Below are 18,113 nucleotides of genomic sequence, written 5' to 3'. Positions count from 1 at the left end.
GGCCGCCATTACCCTGATTTTCTTCTACCTCGCCTACGTTGTGCTGCCGCTGTTCCGCGGCGCCACGCTGGAGGCGCGCGACCCCCTGGCTCCGGCCTGGCTGAAGACGGCGCAGGCGCCGCTACTGCTGAGCATCGAAGAGCAGAACATGGTGGGCATGCGCATCGCCGCCAACGGCGAGGTGGTGTTCTTCGACGCGAAGAAAGGCGACGAAATGGACCGTGTCGCGCTCAAGCTGCCTGCCGGTAGCAGCGTGACCTCCATCGCCGAAGACCAGCCGGGTCATCCGACCGTGGCGCTGGGCCTGTCCAACGGCCAGGTGCTGGTGTTCAAGCACACCTACAAGGTCACCTATCCGGACAACAAGAAAACCATCACCCCGCAGATCAGCTACCCCTATGGCGAGGCGGCCATCAACCTGGATTCCCAGGGGCGCCCGCTGGAGCACGTAGCGATCGTCTCGGGTGATGAAGGCTTGCTGCTGGCCGCCTCGACCGGTAGCCAGATGCTCCTGCTCAGCCTGACCAGTCAGGAAAACATGCTGACTGGCGAAACCTCGCTGGAAGAGGAGCGCATCAACCTGCCGCAGATCGCCGAGCCGGTGAAGGCGATCTACATGGATCCGCGCAAGCAGTGGCTCTATGTGATCAACGGCCGCGCCCAGGCCGACGTGTTCGACCTGAGCACTCACCAGCTCAACGGCCGCTACAAGCTGCTCGACGACGCCTCCGCCGAAGTGACCGCCAGCAGCCAGTTGCTGGGCGGCATCTCGCTGATGATCGGCGACTCCAAGGGTGGAATCGGTCAGTGGTTCATGGCCCGTGGCGAGGATGGCGAGCCGCGCCTGTCCCATGTGCGTGACTTCAAGCTGGGTGACCAGCCGGTGACCGGCATCGCTCCCGAACAGCGCCGCAAAGGCTTCCTGGCGCTCGACAGGCAGGGCAACCTCGGTATCTTCCACAGCACTGCGCACCGCACCCTGCTGGTGGAGAATGTTGCTCCGTCGACCGGCCTGATGGCTCTCTCGCCGCGCGCCAACCGCCTGATCGTCGAACAGGGTGGCGAGCTGCGCCGCTTCAGCGTCAACAACCCGCACCCGGAAGTGTCCTGGAGCGCGCTGTGGGGCAAGGTCTGGTACGAGAGCTACGACAAGCCGGGTTACGTCTGGCAGTCCACTGCCGCGACCACCGACTTCGAGCCCAAGCTGAGCCTGTCGCCGCTGACCTTCGGTACCCTGAAGGCGGCCTTCTACGCGATGATCCTCGCGGCTCCGCTGGCGATTGCCGCCGCCGTCTACACCGCCTACTTCATGGCCCCGGGCATGCGCCGCAAGGTCAAGCCGGTGATCGAGTTGATGGAGGCGCTGCCGACCGTGATCCTCGGCTTCTTCGCCGGCCTGTTCCTCGCGCCGTACGTCGAAGGCCACCTGCCGGGCATCTTCAGCCTGCTGCTGCTCACGCCGCTGGGCATCCTGGCTGCCGGCCTGATCTGGAGCCGCCTGCCCGAGCGCATCCGCCTGAGCCTGCCGGCCGGCTGGGAAGCGGCGATCCTGATCCCCGTGGTCCTCGCCACCGGCGCCTTCGCCCTGTGGATGAGCCCGCACCTGGAGACCCTGTTCTTCGGCGGCGACATGCGCCTGTGGATCAGCCATGACCTGGGCATCACCTACGACCAGCGCAACGCCCTGGTGGTCGGCCTGGCGATGGGCTTCGCGGTGATCCCGAACATCTTCTCCATCGCCGAAGACGCCATCTTCAGCGTGCCGCGCAGCCTGACCTACGGCTCCCTGGCCCTGGGCGCCACGCCCTGGCAGACGCTGACCCGCGTGGTGATCCTGACCGCCAGCCCGGGCATCTTCTCCGCGCTGATGATCGGCATGGGCCGCGCCGTGGGCGAGACCATGATCGTGCTGATGGCCACCGGCAACACCCCGGTCATGGACGTGAACATCTTCCAGGGCATGCGCACCCTCGCGGCGAACGTCGCGGTGGAAATGCCCGAGTCGGAGGTGGGCGGGACTCACTACCGCGTGCTGTTCCTCTCGGCACTGGTACTGCTGTCCTTCACCTTCGTGATGAACACCCTGGCAGAGCTGATCCGTCAGCGCCTGCGCAAGAAATACGCGTCGCTCTAAGCGACGCCCGACGAGGCTAGTTCCGTGAAACAGAAACAGGAATCCGTCAAAGCGTGGTTTGCCAGCGGTTCTCCCTGGGTGTGGATGAACGCCGGTGCGGTGTCCATTGCCGTGATCATGACCATCGGCCTGCTCGCCGTGATCGCCGTGCGCGGTCTCGGCCACTTCTGGCCGGCGGACGTGATCGAGGCGAGCTATACCGTTCCCGGTGAAGCGCCCAAGACCCTGATCGGTGAAGAGGTGCAGGTCGAACAGGTGCCCCGCGAGCGCCTGCGCGGTGCTGGTTTGCCGGTGCCGGACAACGGCCCCGAGTTCATGACCCGCGAGCTGCTCAAGCTGGGCAACCGCGACCTCTACGGCAGCGATTTCTCCTGGGTGATCGGCGAGTGGCTGGCCGACAAGCGTCATCCGGCCGAGCTGGTGACCCTGGAGCGTCGCGAGTGGGGCAACTTCTATGGCTACCTGCTGAGCGTTAAGGAAAACGGCAAGGTGGTCGCCGAAGGTCCGGGCGCCCTGGCCGAACTGCAGACCCGCCTGACGCGCGTCGATGAGCTCTACGCCAAGCTCTACCGGTTGGAGAAGAAGGACATCGGTGGCATCAACCACGGCCTCGAGCGCTTGCGCCTGAAAGAGCGCGGCCTGCAGCTCAATGGCAAGCTGGATGCCGCCGCCGAGGCCGACATCGCCGCCGGTCGCGCCGAGCTGAACGCCCAGTACAAGGTGCTGGAGGACCAGCTCAACAGCCTGCACCATGAGTTCAACCGCGACAGCATCGTCATGCGCGATGCCACCGGCCAGCAGACCGAGATCAGCGTCGGCAAGCTGGTGCACGCCTACCAGCCGAACCAGATGGGCGTGGGCGCCAAGCTGGGCTTCTACTTCAAGAAGCTGTGGGAGTTCTTGAGCGACGACCCGCGCGAGGCGAACACCGAGGGCGGTATCTTCCCGGCCATCTTCGGTACCGTGATGATGACTCTGGTGATGGCCGTGATCGTCACCCCGTTCGGTGTGATCGCCGCCGTCTACCTGCGCGAGTACGCTCGCCAGGGCCTGCTGACCCGCATCATCCGCATCGCGGTGAACAACCTCGCGGGCGTTCCGGCGATCGTCTACGGCGTGTTCGGCCTGGGCTTCTTCGTCTACGTGCTGGGCGGTTCGCTCGACCGGATGTTCTTCCCCGAAGCCCTGCCGGCACCGACCTTCGGCACGCCCGGGCTGTTCTGGGCCTCGCTGACCCTGGCCATCCTCGCGGTGCCGGTGGTGATCGTCGCCACCGAGGAAGGTCTGGCGCGCATCCCGAGGGCTACCCGCGAAGGCTCCCTCGCCCTGGGCGCGACCAAGGCCGAGACCCTGTGGAAAGTGGTCCTGCCGATGGCCAGCCCGGCGATGATGACTGGCCTGATCCTCGCCGTGGCCCGCGCCGCCGGTGAAGTGGCGCCGCTGATGCTGGTGGGCGTGGTGAAGCTGGCTCCGGCGCTGCCGGTGGACGGCAACTACCCATACGTGCACCTGGACCAGAAGATCATGCACCTGGGCTTCCACATCTATGACGTCGGCTTCCAGAGCCCGAACGTCGAGGCCGCGCGCCCGCTGGTGTACGCCACCGCGCTGCTGCTGGTGATGGTGATCGCCCTGCTGAACTTCTCGGCCATCGCGATTCGTAACCGCCTGCGCGAAAAGTACAAGGCGCTGGAAAACTGATTCTGCCGGCGGCGGGCCGAGCCCGCCGCCAAGCCTCCCAAGGAGACTGAACATGCAACATGAAACCGCTACCCACGGCATCGACATCGGCGCGCTCGGCCGTGGCGACCGTCAGGGCATGAACCTGGAGAGCGAGACCGTCGCCCTCGAAGTGCCCGGCCTGAGCCTGTTCTACGGCGAGAAGCAGGCACTGTTCGACGTCAGCATGAACATCCCCAAGCAGCGCGTGACCGCCTTCATCGGCCCGTCCGGCTGCGGCAAGTCCACCCTGCTGCGCTGCTTCAACCGTATGAACGACCTGGTCGACGGTTGCAACGTGAAGGGCGAGATCCTCCTCGACGGCCACAACATCTTCGCCAAGAACGTCGACGTCGCCGAACTGCGCCGCCGCGTCGGCATGGTGTTCCAGAAGCCCAACCCGTTCCCCAAGAGCATCTACGAGAACGTGGTGTACGGCCTGCGCATCCAGGGCATCAACAAGAAGCGCGTGCTCGACGAAGCCGTCGAGTGGGCCCTCAAGGGCGCCGCGCTGTGGGACGAGGTGAAGGACCGCCTGCACGAATCCGCCCTCGGCCTCTCCGGCGGTCAGCAGCAGCGTCTGGTCATCGCCCGCACCATCGCCGTGGAACCGGAAGTCCTGCTGCTCGACGAGCCGTGCTCGGCACTGGACCCGATCTCCACCCTGAAGATCGAAGAGCTGATCTACGAGCTGAAGTCCAAGTTCACCATCGTCATCGTCACCCACAACATGCAGCAGGCCGCGCGCGTCTCCGACTACACGGCGTTCATGTACATGGGCAAGCTGATCGAGTTCGGCGATACCGATACCCTGTTCACCAACCCGGCCAAGAAGCAGACGGAAGACTACATCACCGGTCGCTACGGCTAGTTTTGCGGTATTGCGTGCGCGGTAGAACTTCCCGGAGAACATCACAGGCCGGCGGCCCGGAGCCAGCGGCTTTCGCGGAGCGAACATGATCAACAAAGAAAGCCTCACCCATCACATCTCGCAGCAGTTCAACGCCGAGCTGGAAGATGTGCGCAGCCATCTGCTGGCCATGGGCGGCCTGGTGGAGAAGCAGGTCAACGACGCGGTCAACGCGCTGATCGACGCCGACTCGGGCCTGGCCCAGCAGGTGCGCGAGATCGACGACCAGATCAACCAGATGGAGCGCAACATCGACGAGGAATGCCTGCGCATCCTCGCCCGCCGCCAGCCGGCCGCCTCCGACCTGCGCCTGATCATCAGCATCTCCAAATCGGTGATCGACCTCGAGCGCATCGGCGACGAAGCCTCGAAGATCGCCCGCCGCGCCATCCAGCTGTGCGAGGAAGGCGAGTCGCCGCGCGGCTACGTCGAGGTGCGCCACATTGGCGGTCAGGTGCGCAAGATGGTGCAGGAGGCACTGGATGCCTTCGCCCGCTTCGATGCGGACCTGGCGCTGTCTGTGGCCCAGTACGACAAGACCGTCGATCGCGAGTACAAGACCGCCCTGCGCGAGCTGGTCACCTACATGATGGAAGACCCGCGGGCCATTTCCCGCGTGCTCAATGTCATCTGGGCCCTGCGTTCGCTGGAGCGCATCGGCGACCACGCGCGCAACATCGCCGAACTGGTGATCTACCTGGTGCGCGGTACCGATGTCCGCCACATCGGCCTGACCCGTATGAAGGAAGAAGTGCAGGGCACCGGCAACGGCGACAAGCCCCAGTAAGGCTTCCGCCCGCCACATCGACGAACCCGGCCCAGCGCCGGGTTCGTCATTTTATGGCCCGGCGGTTTCCAGCCGATGGCATGTCGCCACCTGGCGAGGCTATTCTTCGCCCTATCGTTCGAAGGAGTTGCCGATGGCCAAGGTCAGTGTGCTGGTCGTGGATGATGCCCCATTCATCCGGGATCTGGTGAAGAAGGGGCTGCGGGACCATTTCCCCGGCCTGCAGATCGAGGAGGCGGTGAACGGCCGCAAAGCGCAGCAGTTCCTCGCGCGCCAGAGCGTGGACCTGATTCTCTGCGATTGGGAGATGCCCGAGCTGTCGGGTATCGAACTGCTCTCCTGGTGCCGTGAGCAGGACAATCTGAAGACCACGCCCTTCATCATGGTTACCAGCCGTGGCGACAAGGACAACGTGGTGCAGGCCATCCAGGCCGGCGTCTCCGACTTCATCGGCAAGCCGTTCTCCAACGACCAGTTGGTGAGCAAGGTGAAGAAGGCACTGTCCCGCGCCGGCAAGCTCGAAGCGCTGGCCGCCCAGGCGCCGCAGCGCAGCCTGGTTGGCGCCATGCCCAATGACTCGCTCAGCGCCCTTACCGGCGGCAAGGCCGAGGTGGTGCGCCCGGCGGCCGCTCCCGCTGCGCCGCGTTCGGCGGCCCTGGCACCGGCTGCCGCCGCTCCTGTCGCCCGCAGCGGCGCCAAGGGCCAGCAGGGCCAGTTGCGCCTGCCCTCGGCGAGCCTGCCCTGCGTGATCAAGGCACTCAGCCTCAAGGAAGCGCTGCTGGTGGTGAAGCGCGGTACGCCGCTGCCGCAGGTGCTGGAAAGCGCCGTGCTGGACCTGGAGGAGGACCGCGACGTGGCCCGCCTCAATGGCTATCTGCACGCCGTGGCGGCGCTGGAGCCCAGGCCCGACAGCGAGTGGCTGCAACTCACCTTCCGCTTCGTCGACCGCGACCCGCAGAAGCTCGATTACCTGTCACGCCTGATCGCCCGTGGCAGCACCCAGAAGCACTACGTGCCCGGAGCCTGAGTGGGTAGCCGACCGATGGAAGGTACTGCTTCACACACCGGCCGCCAGCGGGTCGCTCCGCAGGGGCCGCGCTGCTAGTCTTGCCGTTGTCGCCATACCTATAACCAGAGTCGACATGCTAGGGCGCAGTATCTTCTTGTGCGGTCTGCTGGCCGCATCGGGGACGGCTTCGGCCGTGACCATCTACAAGTACACCGACGCCAATGGCGTCGTCACCTACACGGACAAGGCCGTGGCGGGGGCGGCGGTGTTCGTCTTCCGCGATCGCATGGTCGAGCACCTGGAACAGCAGGTGAAGCTGGAGACCAGGAAGCACGCCGGCGGCGAGACGCTGCAGGTGCGTAATGACCTGTATGCGCCAGTCGAGGTGGAGCTGAGCGTGACCGGTGTGCAGAACGCCATCGGCGCGCCGGAGCGCCCGATCCGCTGGGTACTGCCGCCGCGCAGTGCCATCCGCCTGGCGACACTGACCCCACGTAATCCCGGCAAACCCTTGGTGTACCAGCCCAAACTGCGTTACGCGCTGGGCGATCCGCGTCAGCAGCCGCTGTCTTACCGGTACGCGCTGCCCTGGATGGGCGGTCCGTTCCGCCTGACCCAGGGCGCCAATGGCCGCTACAGCCATTTCACGCCCAAGGGCCGTTATGCGATGGACATCGCCATGCCCGAGGGCACGCCGATCATCGCCGCCCGTGGCGGCACCGTGGTGAAGATCGAGAACGACCAGAGCGGGCGCGGCAAGAATCCGTCCGGCAACTTCGTGCGCATCCTGCATGACGACGGCACTATGGGGGTGTACCTGCACCTGATGCGCGGCTCGGTGCTGGTCCATGAAGGACAGCGTGTCGCCACCGGCACCTCCCTGGCGCGCTCGGGCAACACCGGTAACAGCAGCGGCCCGCACCTGCACTTCGTGGTGCAGCGCAACGTCGGCCTGGCGCTGGAGTCGATTCCCTACGACTTCTCCCAACCGGTGGATACCTTGCCGAACTTCGCGGTGGTGAAGGAGAACTGAGGCGCCGCCTTCCCCGCCTGGGGCTTGCAACCGATGTCTGTAGGAGCGAGCTTGCTCGCGAACCTTCCCAGCTCCGTCGTCGCCGGCAAACGCTGTTCGCGAGCAAGCTCGCTACAGTCAAGGCCAGGCCTGGGGCTTCCGTTGTCCGCGAAAAGATGCGGGGGCCGGGACACGCCCGAGAAAAAAGGCTGCCCCTGGGCAGCCTTTTTTCGTCAGCGGACGATCAGTCCAGCTTCACCACCTTGGCGAGGACGATCTTCGGACCCTTCATCTTCTTCACGATGATGCGCAGGCCTTCGGTGTCGAGCACTTCCTCTTCCTCCGGCACGCGCTTGAGGGTGTCGTAGACCAGGCCGGCGAGGGTGTCCGCCTCGACATGGTCGAGGTCGATGCTCAGCAGGCGCTCCAGCTTGAACAGCGGCGTGTCGCCGCGCACCAGCAGCTTGCCCGGCTGGTAGGAGACGATGCCGCGCTCGGCCTTGCGGTGTTCGTCCTGGATATCGCCGACCAGCACTTCCAGCACGTCCTCCATCGTCAGGTAGCCGATCACCTTGTGGTCGGCTTCCTCCACCAGCGCGAAGTGCGAACCGCCCTGGCGGAACTGCTCCAGCAGACGAGCCAGCGGCATGTGCTTGGTGACCATTTCCAGCGGATGGGTCAGCTCGTCGAGGTCGAAGGACTCCGGCAGGCTCTCCAGCGTGGTCAGGGCCAGCAGCAGGTCCTTGATGTGCAGCAGGCCGATGAACTCGCCCTTGCCGTTGTCGTACACCGGGTAGCGGCTGTACTTGTGGCGGCGGATGGTGGCGAGGATGTCGTCCAGCGGCGCGTTGCGCTCCAGGTAGACCAGATCTTCGCGGGAATTGGCCCAGTCCACCACTTCCAGCTCGCCCAGTTCCACCGCCGAGGCCAGTACGCGCATGCCCTGGTCGCTGGGGTCGTGGGCGCGGCTGGAGTGCAGGATCAGCTTGAGCTCGTCGCGGCTGTAGTGGTGCTCGTGGTGCGGCCCCGGCTCGCCTTGCCCGGCGATCTTCAGGATGGTGTTGGCGCTGGCGTTGAGCAGCCAGATCGCCGGGTACATCAGCCAGTAGAACAGGTACAGCGGCACCGCCGTCCACAGTGACAGCAGCTCCGGCTTGCGGATCGCCCAGGACTTGGGCGCCAGCTCGCCGACCACGATGTGCAGGTAGGAAATGATGAAGAACGCGGTGAAGAACGACACGCCGCGGATGACTTCCTCGGAGTGCACGCCGACCGCGGCCAGCAGCGGTTCGAGCACTTCGGCGAAGGCCGGCTCGCCGACCCAGCCCAGGCCCAGGGAGGCCAGGGTGATGCCCAGCTGACAGGCGGAGAGATAGGCGTCGAGCTGGTTGTGCACCTTGCGCAGGATGGTGCCCCGCCAGCCGTGCTGCTTGACGATGGTTTCCACGCGGGTGGAGCGCAGCTTGACCATGGCGAACTCGGCGGCCACGAAGAAGCCGTTGAGTACGACGAGGAAGAGAGCGAAAAGAATCAGGCCGAAATCGGCGAAGTAAGTCAGGAGGTTGCTACTGGGGGAAGGGTCCATGGTTCTGTTGGATAAGGAATGGACGGACAAGAATGCGGTTCGCGGGCGCCACTGGCAAGTCCGCTGATGGCAATCTCAGTGCTCGGGCGCCCTCAGGTGCGGCGCTCGACCTGTTGTGGCTGGAAGTGACAGGTGAAACTGCTGCCCTTGCCCGGCACGCTGCTGATGTCCAGGCTGCCGCGATGGCGCAGCAGGACATGCTTGACGATGGCCAGCCCCAGGCCGGTGCCGCCGGTACTGGCGTTGCGGCTGGAGTCGACGCGGTAGAAGCGCTCGGTCAGGCGCGGCAGGTGCTTGGGATCGATGCCGATGCCGCTGTCCCGCACGGCCAGGTGCGCGCCCTGTTCGTCGGCCCACCAGCGAATGTGGATATCGCCTTCGTCGGGGGTGTATTTCACGGCATTGAACACCAGGTTGGAGAAGGCGCTGCGCAGTTCGGCCTCGCTGCCCTTGAGCTTGACCTTGGCGTCTGCCTCCAGGCTGATGCGGTGGTTGCGCGCGCCGGAGAGCGCCTGGGCGTCGTTGCGGATCGACAGCAGCATCAGGTCCACCGCCACCGGTTTGTTGTCCGCCGGGTAATCCGTGGCTTCCAGCTTGGCCAGCAGCAGCAGGTCGTTGAGCAGGCTCTGCATGCGCCCGGCCTGCTGCTGCATCTGCTGCAGCGCGCGGGTCCAGCGCGGATTGACCTCCTCGACATTGTCCAGCAGCGTCTCCAGGTAGCCGGCGATCACCGTCAGCGGGGTGCGCAGTTCGTGGGAGACGTTGGCGATGAAGTCCTTGCGCATCTGTTCCAGCTGATGGACGCGTGTCACGTCGCGCACCAGCATCAGGTGCTCGCCGGCGCCATAGAGGGTGATGTGGAACTGCAGGCGCAGGTTGTCGTTGATCGGCGACGTCAGCTCCAGCGGTTCGCGGTAGTCCTCGTGCGCGAAGTATTCCTTGAAACGCGGGTGGCGGACCAGGTTGGTCACCGGCTGGCCACCGTCCTGCGGGCTTTTCAGGCCCAGCAGGCGTTCGGCGGACTGGTTCCACCACTCCAGGTTGCCGTCGCGGTCGAGCAGGATCATGCCGTCGCGCAGCGCGGCGGTGGATTCCTGCATGCGGTCGATCACCGCTTGCAGCCGACCGCGAGCCTTCTGGTTGCGCCGCTGCAGGTGATAGATGCTGTCGAACACCTCGCCCCACAGGCCGTAGCCATCGGGCGGCGCTTCATCGCTCTGGTGGGTTTTCAGCCAGTTGTACAGGCGCAGCAGTTGCCAGAGGGTCCAGCCGAGGTAGGCGGCCAGGGCGGCCGCCAGGGCCCAGCCCCATTGGCCGGAGATCAGGCCGACCAGCAGGCCGCCGGCGACGACTAGCAGCAGATGGCGAATCAGCACGCCACTCCAATTCTGGGTCACGAAAGTCCGTTCCTTGTACCCATCGGGCGATGCGTCCGATCAGTTTTTGGTCGAGAAACGATAACCGGTACCGCGCACGGTCTGAACCAGATTTTCGTAGACCTCGCCCAGGGCCTTGCGCAGGCGGCGGATGTGCACGTCGACGGTGCGCTCTTCCACGTACACGTTGCCGCCCCAGACCTGGTCCAGCAGCTGGCCACGGGTGTAGGCGCGCTCCTGGTGGGTCATGAAGAACTGCAGCAGGCGGTATTCGGTCGGCCCCATCTCGGCGGGCTTGCCGTCGATGGTCACACGGTGGCTGATGGGGTCGAGCATCAGGCCGCCGACTTCGATCGGTGTCTCGCTGTCGCCGGCGCCGGTGCGCCGCAGCACGGCCTTCAGGCGAGCCACCAGTTCGCGCGGGGAGAAGGGCTTGGTGATGTAATCGTCGGCGCCGACTTCCAGGCCCTGGATCTTGTTGTCCTCCTCGCCCTTGGCGGTGAGCATGATGATCGGGATGCTCGAGGTCAGCTCGTCGCGCTTGAGGCGGCGGGCCAGCTCGATGCCGGAAGTGCCCGGCAGCATCCAGTCGAGCAGGATCAGGTCCGGCTTGCGGTCGACGATCACCGCGTGAGCCGTCTGGGCGCTGTCGGCCTCAAGGCATTCGTAGCCGGCCATCTCCAGGGCCACGGCGATCATTTCCCGGATCGGAGCTTCGTCATCGACGATGAGGATTGTCTTGCCAACCATGCTGGTGCCTCAGGATTTCTGTACTGCGCCGCATTAGATAACGGAAATATTTCAGGGATGTGACATGCGGATGTTAGCCGAGCGCGGTGCGAAGCGTCTGGCACGGGCTCGTCTATGCTGAATGGGCCGCTGTGCGAACCCCGTCACACGGGGTGTGCCGTGCACCGGCCCAGTCGACGGCGCGTCTGGCGCACGGACGTCGGACGCCGCGATCACGGTTGCGAGTGGGCAGTCGACGCCGCCCGGGCCGAGCGCCTTCGCGGTAGCCCCCGCGCCGTTCCACCTCACCAGAGGAGACACGCGATGAAGAGGTTCCTCCCGGCCCTTGCCTTGGGCCTGGCATTCCCGCCGATGACCGCGCTGGCCGCCGAGCCGGCGATGGAAAAGAACGGCATGCTGGTCGATGCCAAGGGCATGACGCTGTACACCTTCGACAAGGACAGCGGCGGCAAGTCGATGTGCAACGGTGGCTGTGCGCAGAACTGGCCGCCACTGATGGCCGAGGCCGACGCCAAGGCGATGGGCGACTGGACCCTGATCAAGCGCGATGACGGCACCGTGCAGTGGGCCTACAAGGGCAAGCCGCTGTACACCTTCGTGCAGGACCAGAAGGCCGGCGACATGACCGGCGAAGGCAAGATGGGGGTCTGGCACATGGCCAAGCCGTAGCGGCTTTGCGTAGGAGCGAGCTTGCTCGCGAACCCGCTTGATACCTGGGATGCCAGGCAAGGTTCGCGAGCAATAACGATGGCGTCCCCCTCGCTCCTGCAGGGGGGCACGGTCCATCAGCCCATCAGCGCAGGGCGAAGTCCGCCACGGTGCCGAGGAAGATCGCCAGCCCCGCCCAGTGGTTGTGCAGGAAGGCCTTGAAGCACTTCATCGGCTCGCGGTCCCGGGTCGAGTGGAATTGCCAGGCGAAACAGCCCGCCGCCACGACGAGGCCGAGGTAGTAGTACAGGTGCATGTCTAGCTTGTTGCCGGCCAGGATCAGCAGCAGGAGCATCAGGCCCTGCAACGTCAGGTTGATCACCCGGTCGGCATCGCCGAAGAGGATCGCCGTGGACTTCATGCCCATCTTCAGGTCGTCCTCGCGGTCGGTCATCGCGTAGTAGGTGTCGTAGGCCACGGTCCACAGCACGTTGGCGAAGAACAGCAGCCAGGCCACCGCCGGCAGGGTTCCGTCCGCCGCGGTGAAGGCCATCGGGATGCCCCAGGAGAAGGCCGCGCCCAGCACCACCTGCGGGTAGTAGGTGTAGCGTTTCATGAAGGGGTAGAGCGCCGCGATCGCCGCGCCGCCGAAGGACAGCCAGATGGTCTGCGCGTTGGTGCACAGCACCAGCAGGAAGCTGGCGCCCAGCAGTACGAAGAAGGCTATCCAGGCCTCGCGCACGGTGATCCTGCCGGTGGCCAGCGGGCGGGCCTTGGTGCGCTCGACGTGGCCGTCGAGCTTGCGGTCGGCGAAGTCGTTGATCACGCAGCCGGCGGCGCGCATCAGCACGGTGCCGACCACGAAGATCATCAGGTTCTTCAGGCTCGGCATGCCGCCGCTGGCCATCCACAGCGCCCACAGGGTGGGCCATAGCAGCAGGTAGATGCCGATCGGCTTGTCCATGCGCGTCAGCTGGATGAAGTCCCAGGCGCGGGGATGCAGGCGGGCGAGGGGTTTGATCAGGGCGACGAACATGGCGGCCTCCGGAAACGATCCGGGGATTATACGGACTGTTCTTCCAGCCGGTGCCAGAGCGTGGGCAGGAATACTTCGGCAACCAGCACGCCAAGGCCGTCGCGGCTGAACAGCGAGCGACGCCCCCACGGGCGTTCGCTGCGGACCTCGGCGGGCATGCAGGCGGCCGGGTAGCGGCACACTTCGATGGGGCCGCGGTGGAAGGCGCGGTCGCTGAACAGCAGCTCGCCCAGGGAGCGGCTGCCGAGCAGCCGCAGGTCGAACCCCGAACCTTCCAGCGCATGGCGCGCGGCAACGCTGCGGGCGAACACCCAGGGCTGGCCGTGGCCCTTCAGGTACACCTCGCGAACCCAGCCCAGGCTGCCTTCGGCCACGCCCAGGGCGGCACATTCGTCGACACGCATCCGGTGCCAGCCCTCGGCCAGCGGCTGCACCGCGAAGCCGCCGTCGGACAGGGCAGTCAGCCGGCGCGTCAGCGAGCCTTCGTCGAACAGCCAGTCCAGGACCTGGGCGGAGGGCGCGGGGTGCAACTGGACGGCGGTGAGCCAGCGGGGCGGATGAGACAGGGCTGCTTCGGGCACGGTAGTGACTGCGGGTGGCCGGGGACGCGGCAGCTTAACATGGCGCCTTTGCGTGGCCGATTGCGTTCTGTGCAAGAGTGCCTTGCGCGATACCCCACCAAAGGTTTGGCCGGTCGGTCGGTACTTGCGTACCGGCCTCATCGCCAGTACAAAGCCCGACATTGGATGCACTGACGTCCAAGCGACAAGAACACGAGGGTGATAGCCGATGAAGAAGTGGCAGTGTGTGGTATGTGGCCTGATCTATGACGAAACCAAGGGCTGGCCGGAAGAAGGCATCGCCGCCGGAACCCGCTGGGAAGACGTGCCGGAAGACTGGCTGTGCCCGGATTGCGGCGTCGGCAAGCTGGATTTCGAGATGATCGAGATCGGCTGATCCGGCAGGTTCTACCCGCGACGGCGGCCTTCGGGCCGCCGTCGGCGTTTGTGGCCCCGGCAAGGCCGGGCCGTCTTCGAGAGCGGTAGAGGCGTAGACTGGGAGGCGCCGGGTTGACCCAACTGACGACACCCGGCGGCGCGCCCGCCGTTGGACGCGGCGTGCAAATCCGTTAGTTTCACCAGGCAATCCGCAGGAGGGCTGGCCGATGCGCAAATGGCAATGCGTGGTCTGTGGCTTCATCTATGACGAGGCGCTGGGGCTGCCGGACGAAGGCATCCCGCCGGGCACCCGTTGGGAAGACATTCCCGCCAACTGGGTGTGCCCGGACTGCGGCGTGGGCAAGATCGATTTCGAGATGATCGCGATCTCCTAATCCCTGCCCGGCCCAACCCATATCACGCGGCGGCTCGATGGCTGCCGTGCCGTCTTCAGGAAGTGGCGTCTTTACGAGGTGGAGAGAGCAATGAGCGACAACGCACCGTTGGTGATCATCGGTACTGGCCTGGCCGGCTACAACCTGGCGCGCGAGTGGCGCAAGCTCGACGGCGAGACGCCGCTGCTGCTGATCACCGCCGACGACGGCCGCTCCTATTCCAAGCCGATGCTCTCCACCGGATTCTCCAAGGACAAGGACGCCGACGGTCTGGCGATGGCCGAGCCCGGCGCGATGGCCGAGCAGCTCAAGGCACGCATTCTCACCCACACCCGTGTCACCGGCATCGATCCGGGGCACCGGCGCATCTGGATCGGCGAAGAGGAAATTCGCTACCGCGACCTGGTGCTGGCCTGGGGCGCGGACACCATCCGCGTACCGGTGGACGGCGACGCCCAGGACCTGATCTTCCCGATCAACGACCTGGAAGATTACGCCCGCTTCCGCAGCGCGGCGGCCGGCAAGCGCCGCGTCCTGCTGCTGGGCGCCGGGCTGATCGGCTGCGAGTTCGCCAACGACCTGTCCAGCGGCGGTTTCCAGATCGACGTCGTGGCGCCCTGCGAGCAGGTGATGCCCGGCCTGCTCCACCCGGCCGCCGCCCAGGCGGTGCAGCAGGGGCTGGAAGGCCTCGGCGTGCGCTTCCACCTCGGCCCGGTGCTGAGTCGCCTGGCGCGCGCCGGCGATGCCCTGGAAGCGCACCTCTCCGATGGCAGCGTGATCGCCTGCGACCTGGTGGTGTCCGCCGTCGGCCTGCGCCCGCGCATCGACCTGGCCGCCGCCGCCGGCCTGGACATCAATCGCGGCGTGATGGTCGACCGCGAGCTGCGCAGCTCCCACGCCAACATCTACGCCCTGGGCGATTGTGCCGAGGTCGATGGCCTGAACCTGCTCTACGTGATGCCGCTGATGTCCTGTGCCCGTGCGCTGGCGCAGACCCTGGCGGGCAAGCCGACCAGCGTGGCCTACGGCCCGATGCCGGTGACCGTGAAGACCCCGGCGTGCCCGCTGGTGGTGTCGCCGCCGCCGCGCGGCAGCGAAGGCGAATGGCAGGTGGAAGGCTCTGGCGCGGACCTCAAGGTGCTCTATCGCGATACCGCCGGTCGATTGCTCGGTTACGCGCTCACCGGCGCGGCCGTCAGCGAAAAACTCTCCCTTAACAAGGAGTTGCCGGCTCTCCTGGCGTAAACGCCTTTTTTGGCGACGGTTTTGCCGTGGGAATGCACCCTTAAATTGTCGGACGATACTGGCGCGCCCGCCTGCGGCGTGCCATTCTCCCCCCGTCTGCCGCAGCCTAGAGCCTGTACGGCAAGCCTGCGGTGCCTTGGGCGCTGTTGGGAAGACAGCACGGACACAACAACAACAAACCGTCAAAGAGGCATCTATATCTATGCGTAAACCAGAACTGGCCGCCGCCATCGCCGAAAAGGCCGACCTCACCAAAGAACAAGCCAACAAGGTGCTGAACGCGCTGCTGGATGAAATCACTGGCGCGCTCAATCGCAAGGACAGCGTTACCCTTGTCGGTTTTGGCACCTTCATCCAACGCCACCGGGGTGCCCGTACCGGCAAGAACCCGCAGACCGGCCAGCCGGTCAAGATCAAAGCCAGCAACACCGTTGCCTTCAAACCAGGCAAGGCGCTGAAAGACGCGGTCAACTGATCGCCCAGAACCCGGAGCCAGAGCGGCTCCGGGTCGCCCTTCCGGTTACATAAACCCATCAAAAGAACGGATGTAGTCTCTTTTTGAAGTGACTACAATGTGCGGACTTTTGTCTCGAATATCGAGGTTTGCGCATGAAATTTCGTCTTTTGCTGTGGATGCTCGGGCGCATGATGGCCAAGGCCAGCCGGGAGAATCCGGCGTTCCAGAAGCAACTGGAAGGCAAGGACCTGGTATTCCAGCTGCACACCCTCGATGGCAAGGTCGCCCGCCACTACATCGTCAAGGACCTCAAGGTCAGCGCACGGCGCGGCACCCATCCGCAGCCAGCCTTCGCCCTCGGCTTCAAGGACGGCGCCTATGGCTTCGCCACCATGACCTCGAAGAACCCGCAGCTGGCGTTCATGCAGGGTATCCAGAACAAGGACATCCAGATCCAGGGCAACCCGGGCCTGGTGATCTGGTTCCAGGGCCTGGTGAAATACCTCAAGCCGAAGAAGAAAGCCGCGCCGGCCAGCGAGAAGAAGGCTGCCTGAGCCGCTGTCGACATGAAAAAGGCCCCTGACGGGGCCTTTTTCATGCGCTGCGAAAGCTCTTGTAGGAGCGAGCTTGCTCGCGAACCGGAGGCGCTCGGTGCTAGCCCCTGTTCGCGAGCAAGCTCGCTCCTACGAAAGGCGCATCAATGTCCGGGATTGAACTGGCTGGCCAGCTCGCGCAGTGCCGCTTCGGCGTCGAGCACCTTGCGCACGGCGTCCTCGGCTCGCTCGCGGGGGATATCCAGGCGATCCAGCAAGTCCTGGGGGATGCTCGTCTCCGGGCCGCTGCCGATGCCGTGGTTGCGCAGCAGACGGGTCGCCAGGCACACCAGGTTGGCATAGGTCGAGCAGTCACCGGCGTAGGACGGGTCGTGCTGGAAGCGCAGGGCGGTGTAGATCTCTTCCGGCATGTCCCAGGCGCGCATCAGCCAGGCGCCGATCTGCTCGCGGGTGATGCCCAGCAGGTGCTGTTCGACCAGGTTGTGCTCGACATGCGGGTTCACTTCCAGATGCCGGCAGATCAGCGAGAAGTGCGGCGGGAAGATGTGCGCCAGGACCAGGTAGCCGATGCTGTGCAGCAGCCCGCCGAGGTAGGTCAGGCCGGCCTCCGGGCGCTCGGTGCGCGGGATGGCGCGGGTCAGGCCCTCGATCACTGCGGCGGTGTAGATCGCCTGGTGCCAGTAGGGCGTGGCGTGCTGTGGCTGATCCTTGGGCAGGCTCAGGGTCTTGCCCAGCGCCAGGCCCAGGGCCAGGTTGATCACCAGGTCGAAGCCCAGCACGCGGACGATGGCGTCTTCCACCGAGCGGATCTTGCCGGGCGCGGCGTAGTAGGGCGAGGCGGCCCAGCTCACCACCTGGGCGGCCAGCGCCGGGTCGGTTTCCACCACGCCGGTGATGTCGTCCACCGTGGCGTTGGGATCGACGCGCAGCTTGATGATCTTCTGCGCGGTTTCCGGCAGCGGCGGAATCTCGATGGTTTCCTCGAGGCGCTGCTGGATGCGCCGGGCGGTGAACGCCTGCACGGCCTGGGTGATTTCGGCGCGGTCGTCGTCCGGGCGGTCGAGGTTCGGCCGGATGGCTTCCAGCAGGACGCCGAAGCGCGCGGCGCTGGCTTTCTCCAGCAGGCCACGGAACGCCGGGGTGGCGATCTCCAGCAGGACACCGGTAGTGCCGGATTCGATCAGCAGCTGCGGCTCCTGCAGCAGGCGCTCGTCGTACAGGCAGGGCGAGCTGGTCAGCGGCGGCAGCGCCGGCAGGCGGCCGAGCTGGTGCTTGCCGAGCATGCGCTCCAGGCGCTCGGGCTTGACCGCCACCAGCTTGCGGCCGGTCAGCTCGGCCAGGCGATTCAAATCGAGCAGTTGGCTCTGCGGGAACAGCACCAGCAGCGTGCCGACGCTGTCTTCCAGCAGGCTGGCCTGGATGCGGCGGGCGCCGGGCAGGGCGATGGCGTCACTGACCTCGCGATAAGCGATTCCCAGCTTGTCCAGCAGCTGCAGGATGACCTCGGGGGCCTGCAATGAGTCGGAGGGGGCGCGTGCGGCGTCGCTCATGAATGTGA

General features: G+C 65.6%; 18 protein-coding genes. 12 read left to right on the top strand and 6 right to left on the bottom strand.

What is annotated here, in order from left to right:
* Positions 1 to 100 precede the first annotated feature (100 nt).
* From H681_RS24450 to H681_RS24425, 6 genes are all read left to right on the top strand, one after another.
* Positions 101 to 2,134: an ABC transporter permease subunit gene (locus H681_RS24450; protein ID WP_086009634.1), complete on the top strand. Its 2,034-nt coding sequence runs from the start codon at positions 101 to 103 to the stop codon at positions 2,132 to 2,134.
* 24 nt (positions 2,135 to 2,158) lie between these two features.
* On the top strand, positions 2,159 to 3,835 hold the full coding sequence (gene pstA / locus H681_RS24445; RefSeq protein WP_015479584.1) for a phosphate ABC transporter permease PstA: 1,677 nt from the start codon (positions 2,159 to 2,161) through the stop codon (positions 3,833 to 3,835).
* 52 nt (positions 3,836 to 3,887) lie between these two features.
* Positions 3,888 to 4,724 carry a phosphate ABC transporter ATP-binding protein PstB gene (gene pstB / locus H681_RS24440; protein ID WP_015479583.1) on the top strand — a complete coding sequence of 279 codons (837 nt, stop codon included), beginning with the start codon at positions 3,888 to 3,890 and terminating at the stop codon, positions 4,722 to 4,724.
* A gap of 85 nt (positions 4,725 to 4,809) precedes the next feature.
* Entirely contained in the window at positions 4,810 to 5,550 is a 741-nt protein-coding gene (gene phoU, locus H681_RS24435) for a phosphate signaling complex protein PhoU (protein WP_015479582.1), read from the top strand.
* A gap of 133 nt (positions 5,551 to 5,683) precedes the next feature.
* Positions 5,684 to 6,577 (top strand): response regulator, encoded by an 894-nt coding sequence (locus H681_RS24430; RefSeq protein ID WP_015479581.1) that lies wholly within the window; start codon positions 5,684 to 5,686, stop codon positions 6,575 to 6,577.
* A gap of 115 nt (positions 6,578 to 6,692) precedes the next feature.
* Positions 6,693 to 7,592, top strand: coding sequence for a peptidoglycan DD-metalloendopeptidase family protein (locus H681_RS24425; protein WP_015479580.1), 900 nt, complete (start codon positions 6,693 to 6,695; stop codon positions 7,590 to 7,592).
* 223 nt (positions 7,593 to 7,815) lie between these two features.
* Here H681_RS24425 and H681_RS24420 read toward each other — a convergent pair whose 3' ends face one another.
* From H681_RS24420 to phoB, 3 genes are all read right to left on the bottom strand, one after another.
* A complete protein-coding gene (locus tag H681_RS24420) occupies positions 7,816 to 9,156 on the bottom strand; it encodes a hemolysin family protein (RefSeq protein ID WP_015479579.1) in 1,341 nt (446 codons plus the stop codon).
* 92 nt (positions 9,157 to 9,248) lie between these two features.
* Entirely contained in the window at positions 9,249 to 10,553 is a 1,305-nt protein-coding gene (phoR, locus tag H681_RS24415; protein WP_041712268.1) for a phosphate regulon sensor histidine kinase PhoR, read from the bottom strand.
* Between the two features lie 39 nt (positions 10,554 to 10,592).
* The gene (gene phoB, locus H681_RS24410; RefSeq protein ID WP_015479577.1) at positions 10,593 to 11,282 is read right to left on the bottom strand and encodes a phosphate regulon transcriptional regulator PhoB; all 690 of its coding nucleotides are present in this window, start codon (positions 11,280 to 11,282) and stop codon (positions 10,593 to 10,595) included.
* A 303-nt stretch (positions 11,283 to 11,585) separates the two neighbouring features.
* On the opposite strand from phoB, the gene H681_RS24405 reads away from it, so the two are divergent.
* Entirely contained in the window at positions 11,586 to 11,951 is a 366-nt protein-coding gene (locus H681_RS24405; RefSeq protein ID WP_015479576.1) for a COG4315 family predicted lipoprotein, read from the top strand.
* Between the two features lie 124 nt (positions 11,952 to 12,075).
* Here H681_RS24405 and ubiA read toward each other — a convergent pair whose 3' ends face one another.
* Together ubiA and H681_RS24395 are read right to left on the bottom strand one after the other, a co-directional pair.
* On the bottom strand, positions 12,076 to 12,966 hold the full coding sequence (gene ubiA / locus H681_RS24400; protein WP_015479575.1) for a 4-hydroxybenzoate octaprenyltransferase: 891 nt from the start codon (positions 12,964 to 12,966) through the stop codon (positions 12,076 to 12,078).
* A gap of 26 nt (positions 12,967 to 12,992) precedes the next feature.
* Positions 12,993 to 13,532 carry a chorismate--pyruvate lyase family protein gene (locus H681_RS24395; protein WP_442961268.1) on the bottom strand — a complete coding sequence of 180 codons (540 nt, stop codon included), beginning with the start codon at positions 13,530 to 13,532 and terminating at the stop codon, positions 12,993 to 12,995.
* Positions 13,533 to 13,755: 223 nt separating this feature from the next.
* On the opposite strand from H681_RS24395, the gene H681_RS24390 reads away from it, so the two are divergent.
* From H681_RS24390 to H681_RS24370, 5 genes are all read left to right on the top strand, one after another.
* A complete protein-coding gene (locus tag H681_RS24390; protein ID WP_015479573.1) occupies positions 13,756 to 13,923 on the top strand; it encodes a rubredoxin in 168 nt (55 codons plus the stop codon).
* 208 nt (positions 13,924 to 14,131) lie between these two features.
* Complete coding sequence (locus H681_RS24385) at positions 14,132 to 14,299, top strand: rubredoxin (RefSeq protein WP_015479572.1); 168 nt, start codon at positions 14,132 to 14,134, stop codon at positions 14,297 to 14,299.
* 90 nt (positions 14,300 to 14,389) lie between these two features.
* A complete protein-coding gene (locus H681_RS24380) occupies positions 14,390 to 15,544 on the top strand; it encodes an NAD(P)/FAD-dependent oxidoreductase (protein ID WP_015479571.1) in 1,155 nt (384 codons plus the stop codon).
* A gap of 202 nt (positions 15,545 to 15,746) precedes the next feature.
* Entirely contained in the window at positions 15,747 to 16,019 is a 273-nt protein-coding gene (locus H681_RS24375; protein WP_009614168.1) for an HU family DNA-binding protein, read from the top strand.
* 134 nt (positions 16,020 to 16,153) lie between these two features.
* The gene (locus H681_RS24370; RefSeq protein WP_041712266.1) at positions 16,154 to 16,555 is read left to right on the top strand and encodes a hypothetical protein; all 402 of its coding nucleotides are present in this window, start codon (positions 16,154 to 16,156) and stop codon (positions 16,553 to 16,555) included.
* A gap of 143 nt (positions 16,556 to 16,698) precedes the next feature.
* On the opposite strand, the gene H681_RS24365 is transcribed toward H681_RS24370, so the two are convergent.
* The gene (locus H681_RS24365) at positions 16,699 to 18,105 is read right to left on the bottom strand and encodes an aminoacyl-tRNA deacylase and HDOD domain-containing protein (RefSeq protein ID WP_015479569.1); all 1,407 of its coding nucleotides are present in this window, start codon (positions 18,103 to 18,105) and stop codon (positions 16,699 to 16,701) included.
* Positions 18,106 to 18,113: the final 8 nt, after the last annotated feature.

Origin of the sequence: Pseudomonas sp. ATCC 13867 (assembly GCF_000349845.1) — a bacterium.
GTDB lineage: Bacteria > Pseudomonadota > Gammaproteobacteria > Pseudomonadales > Pseudomonadaceae > Pseudomonas.
Note: the sequence above shows the minus strand (reverse complement) of the source record. Positions and strands in the feature narration are given on the sequence as shown.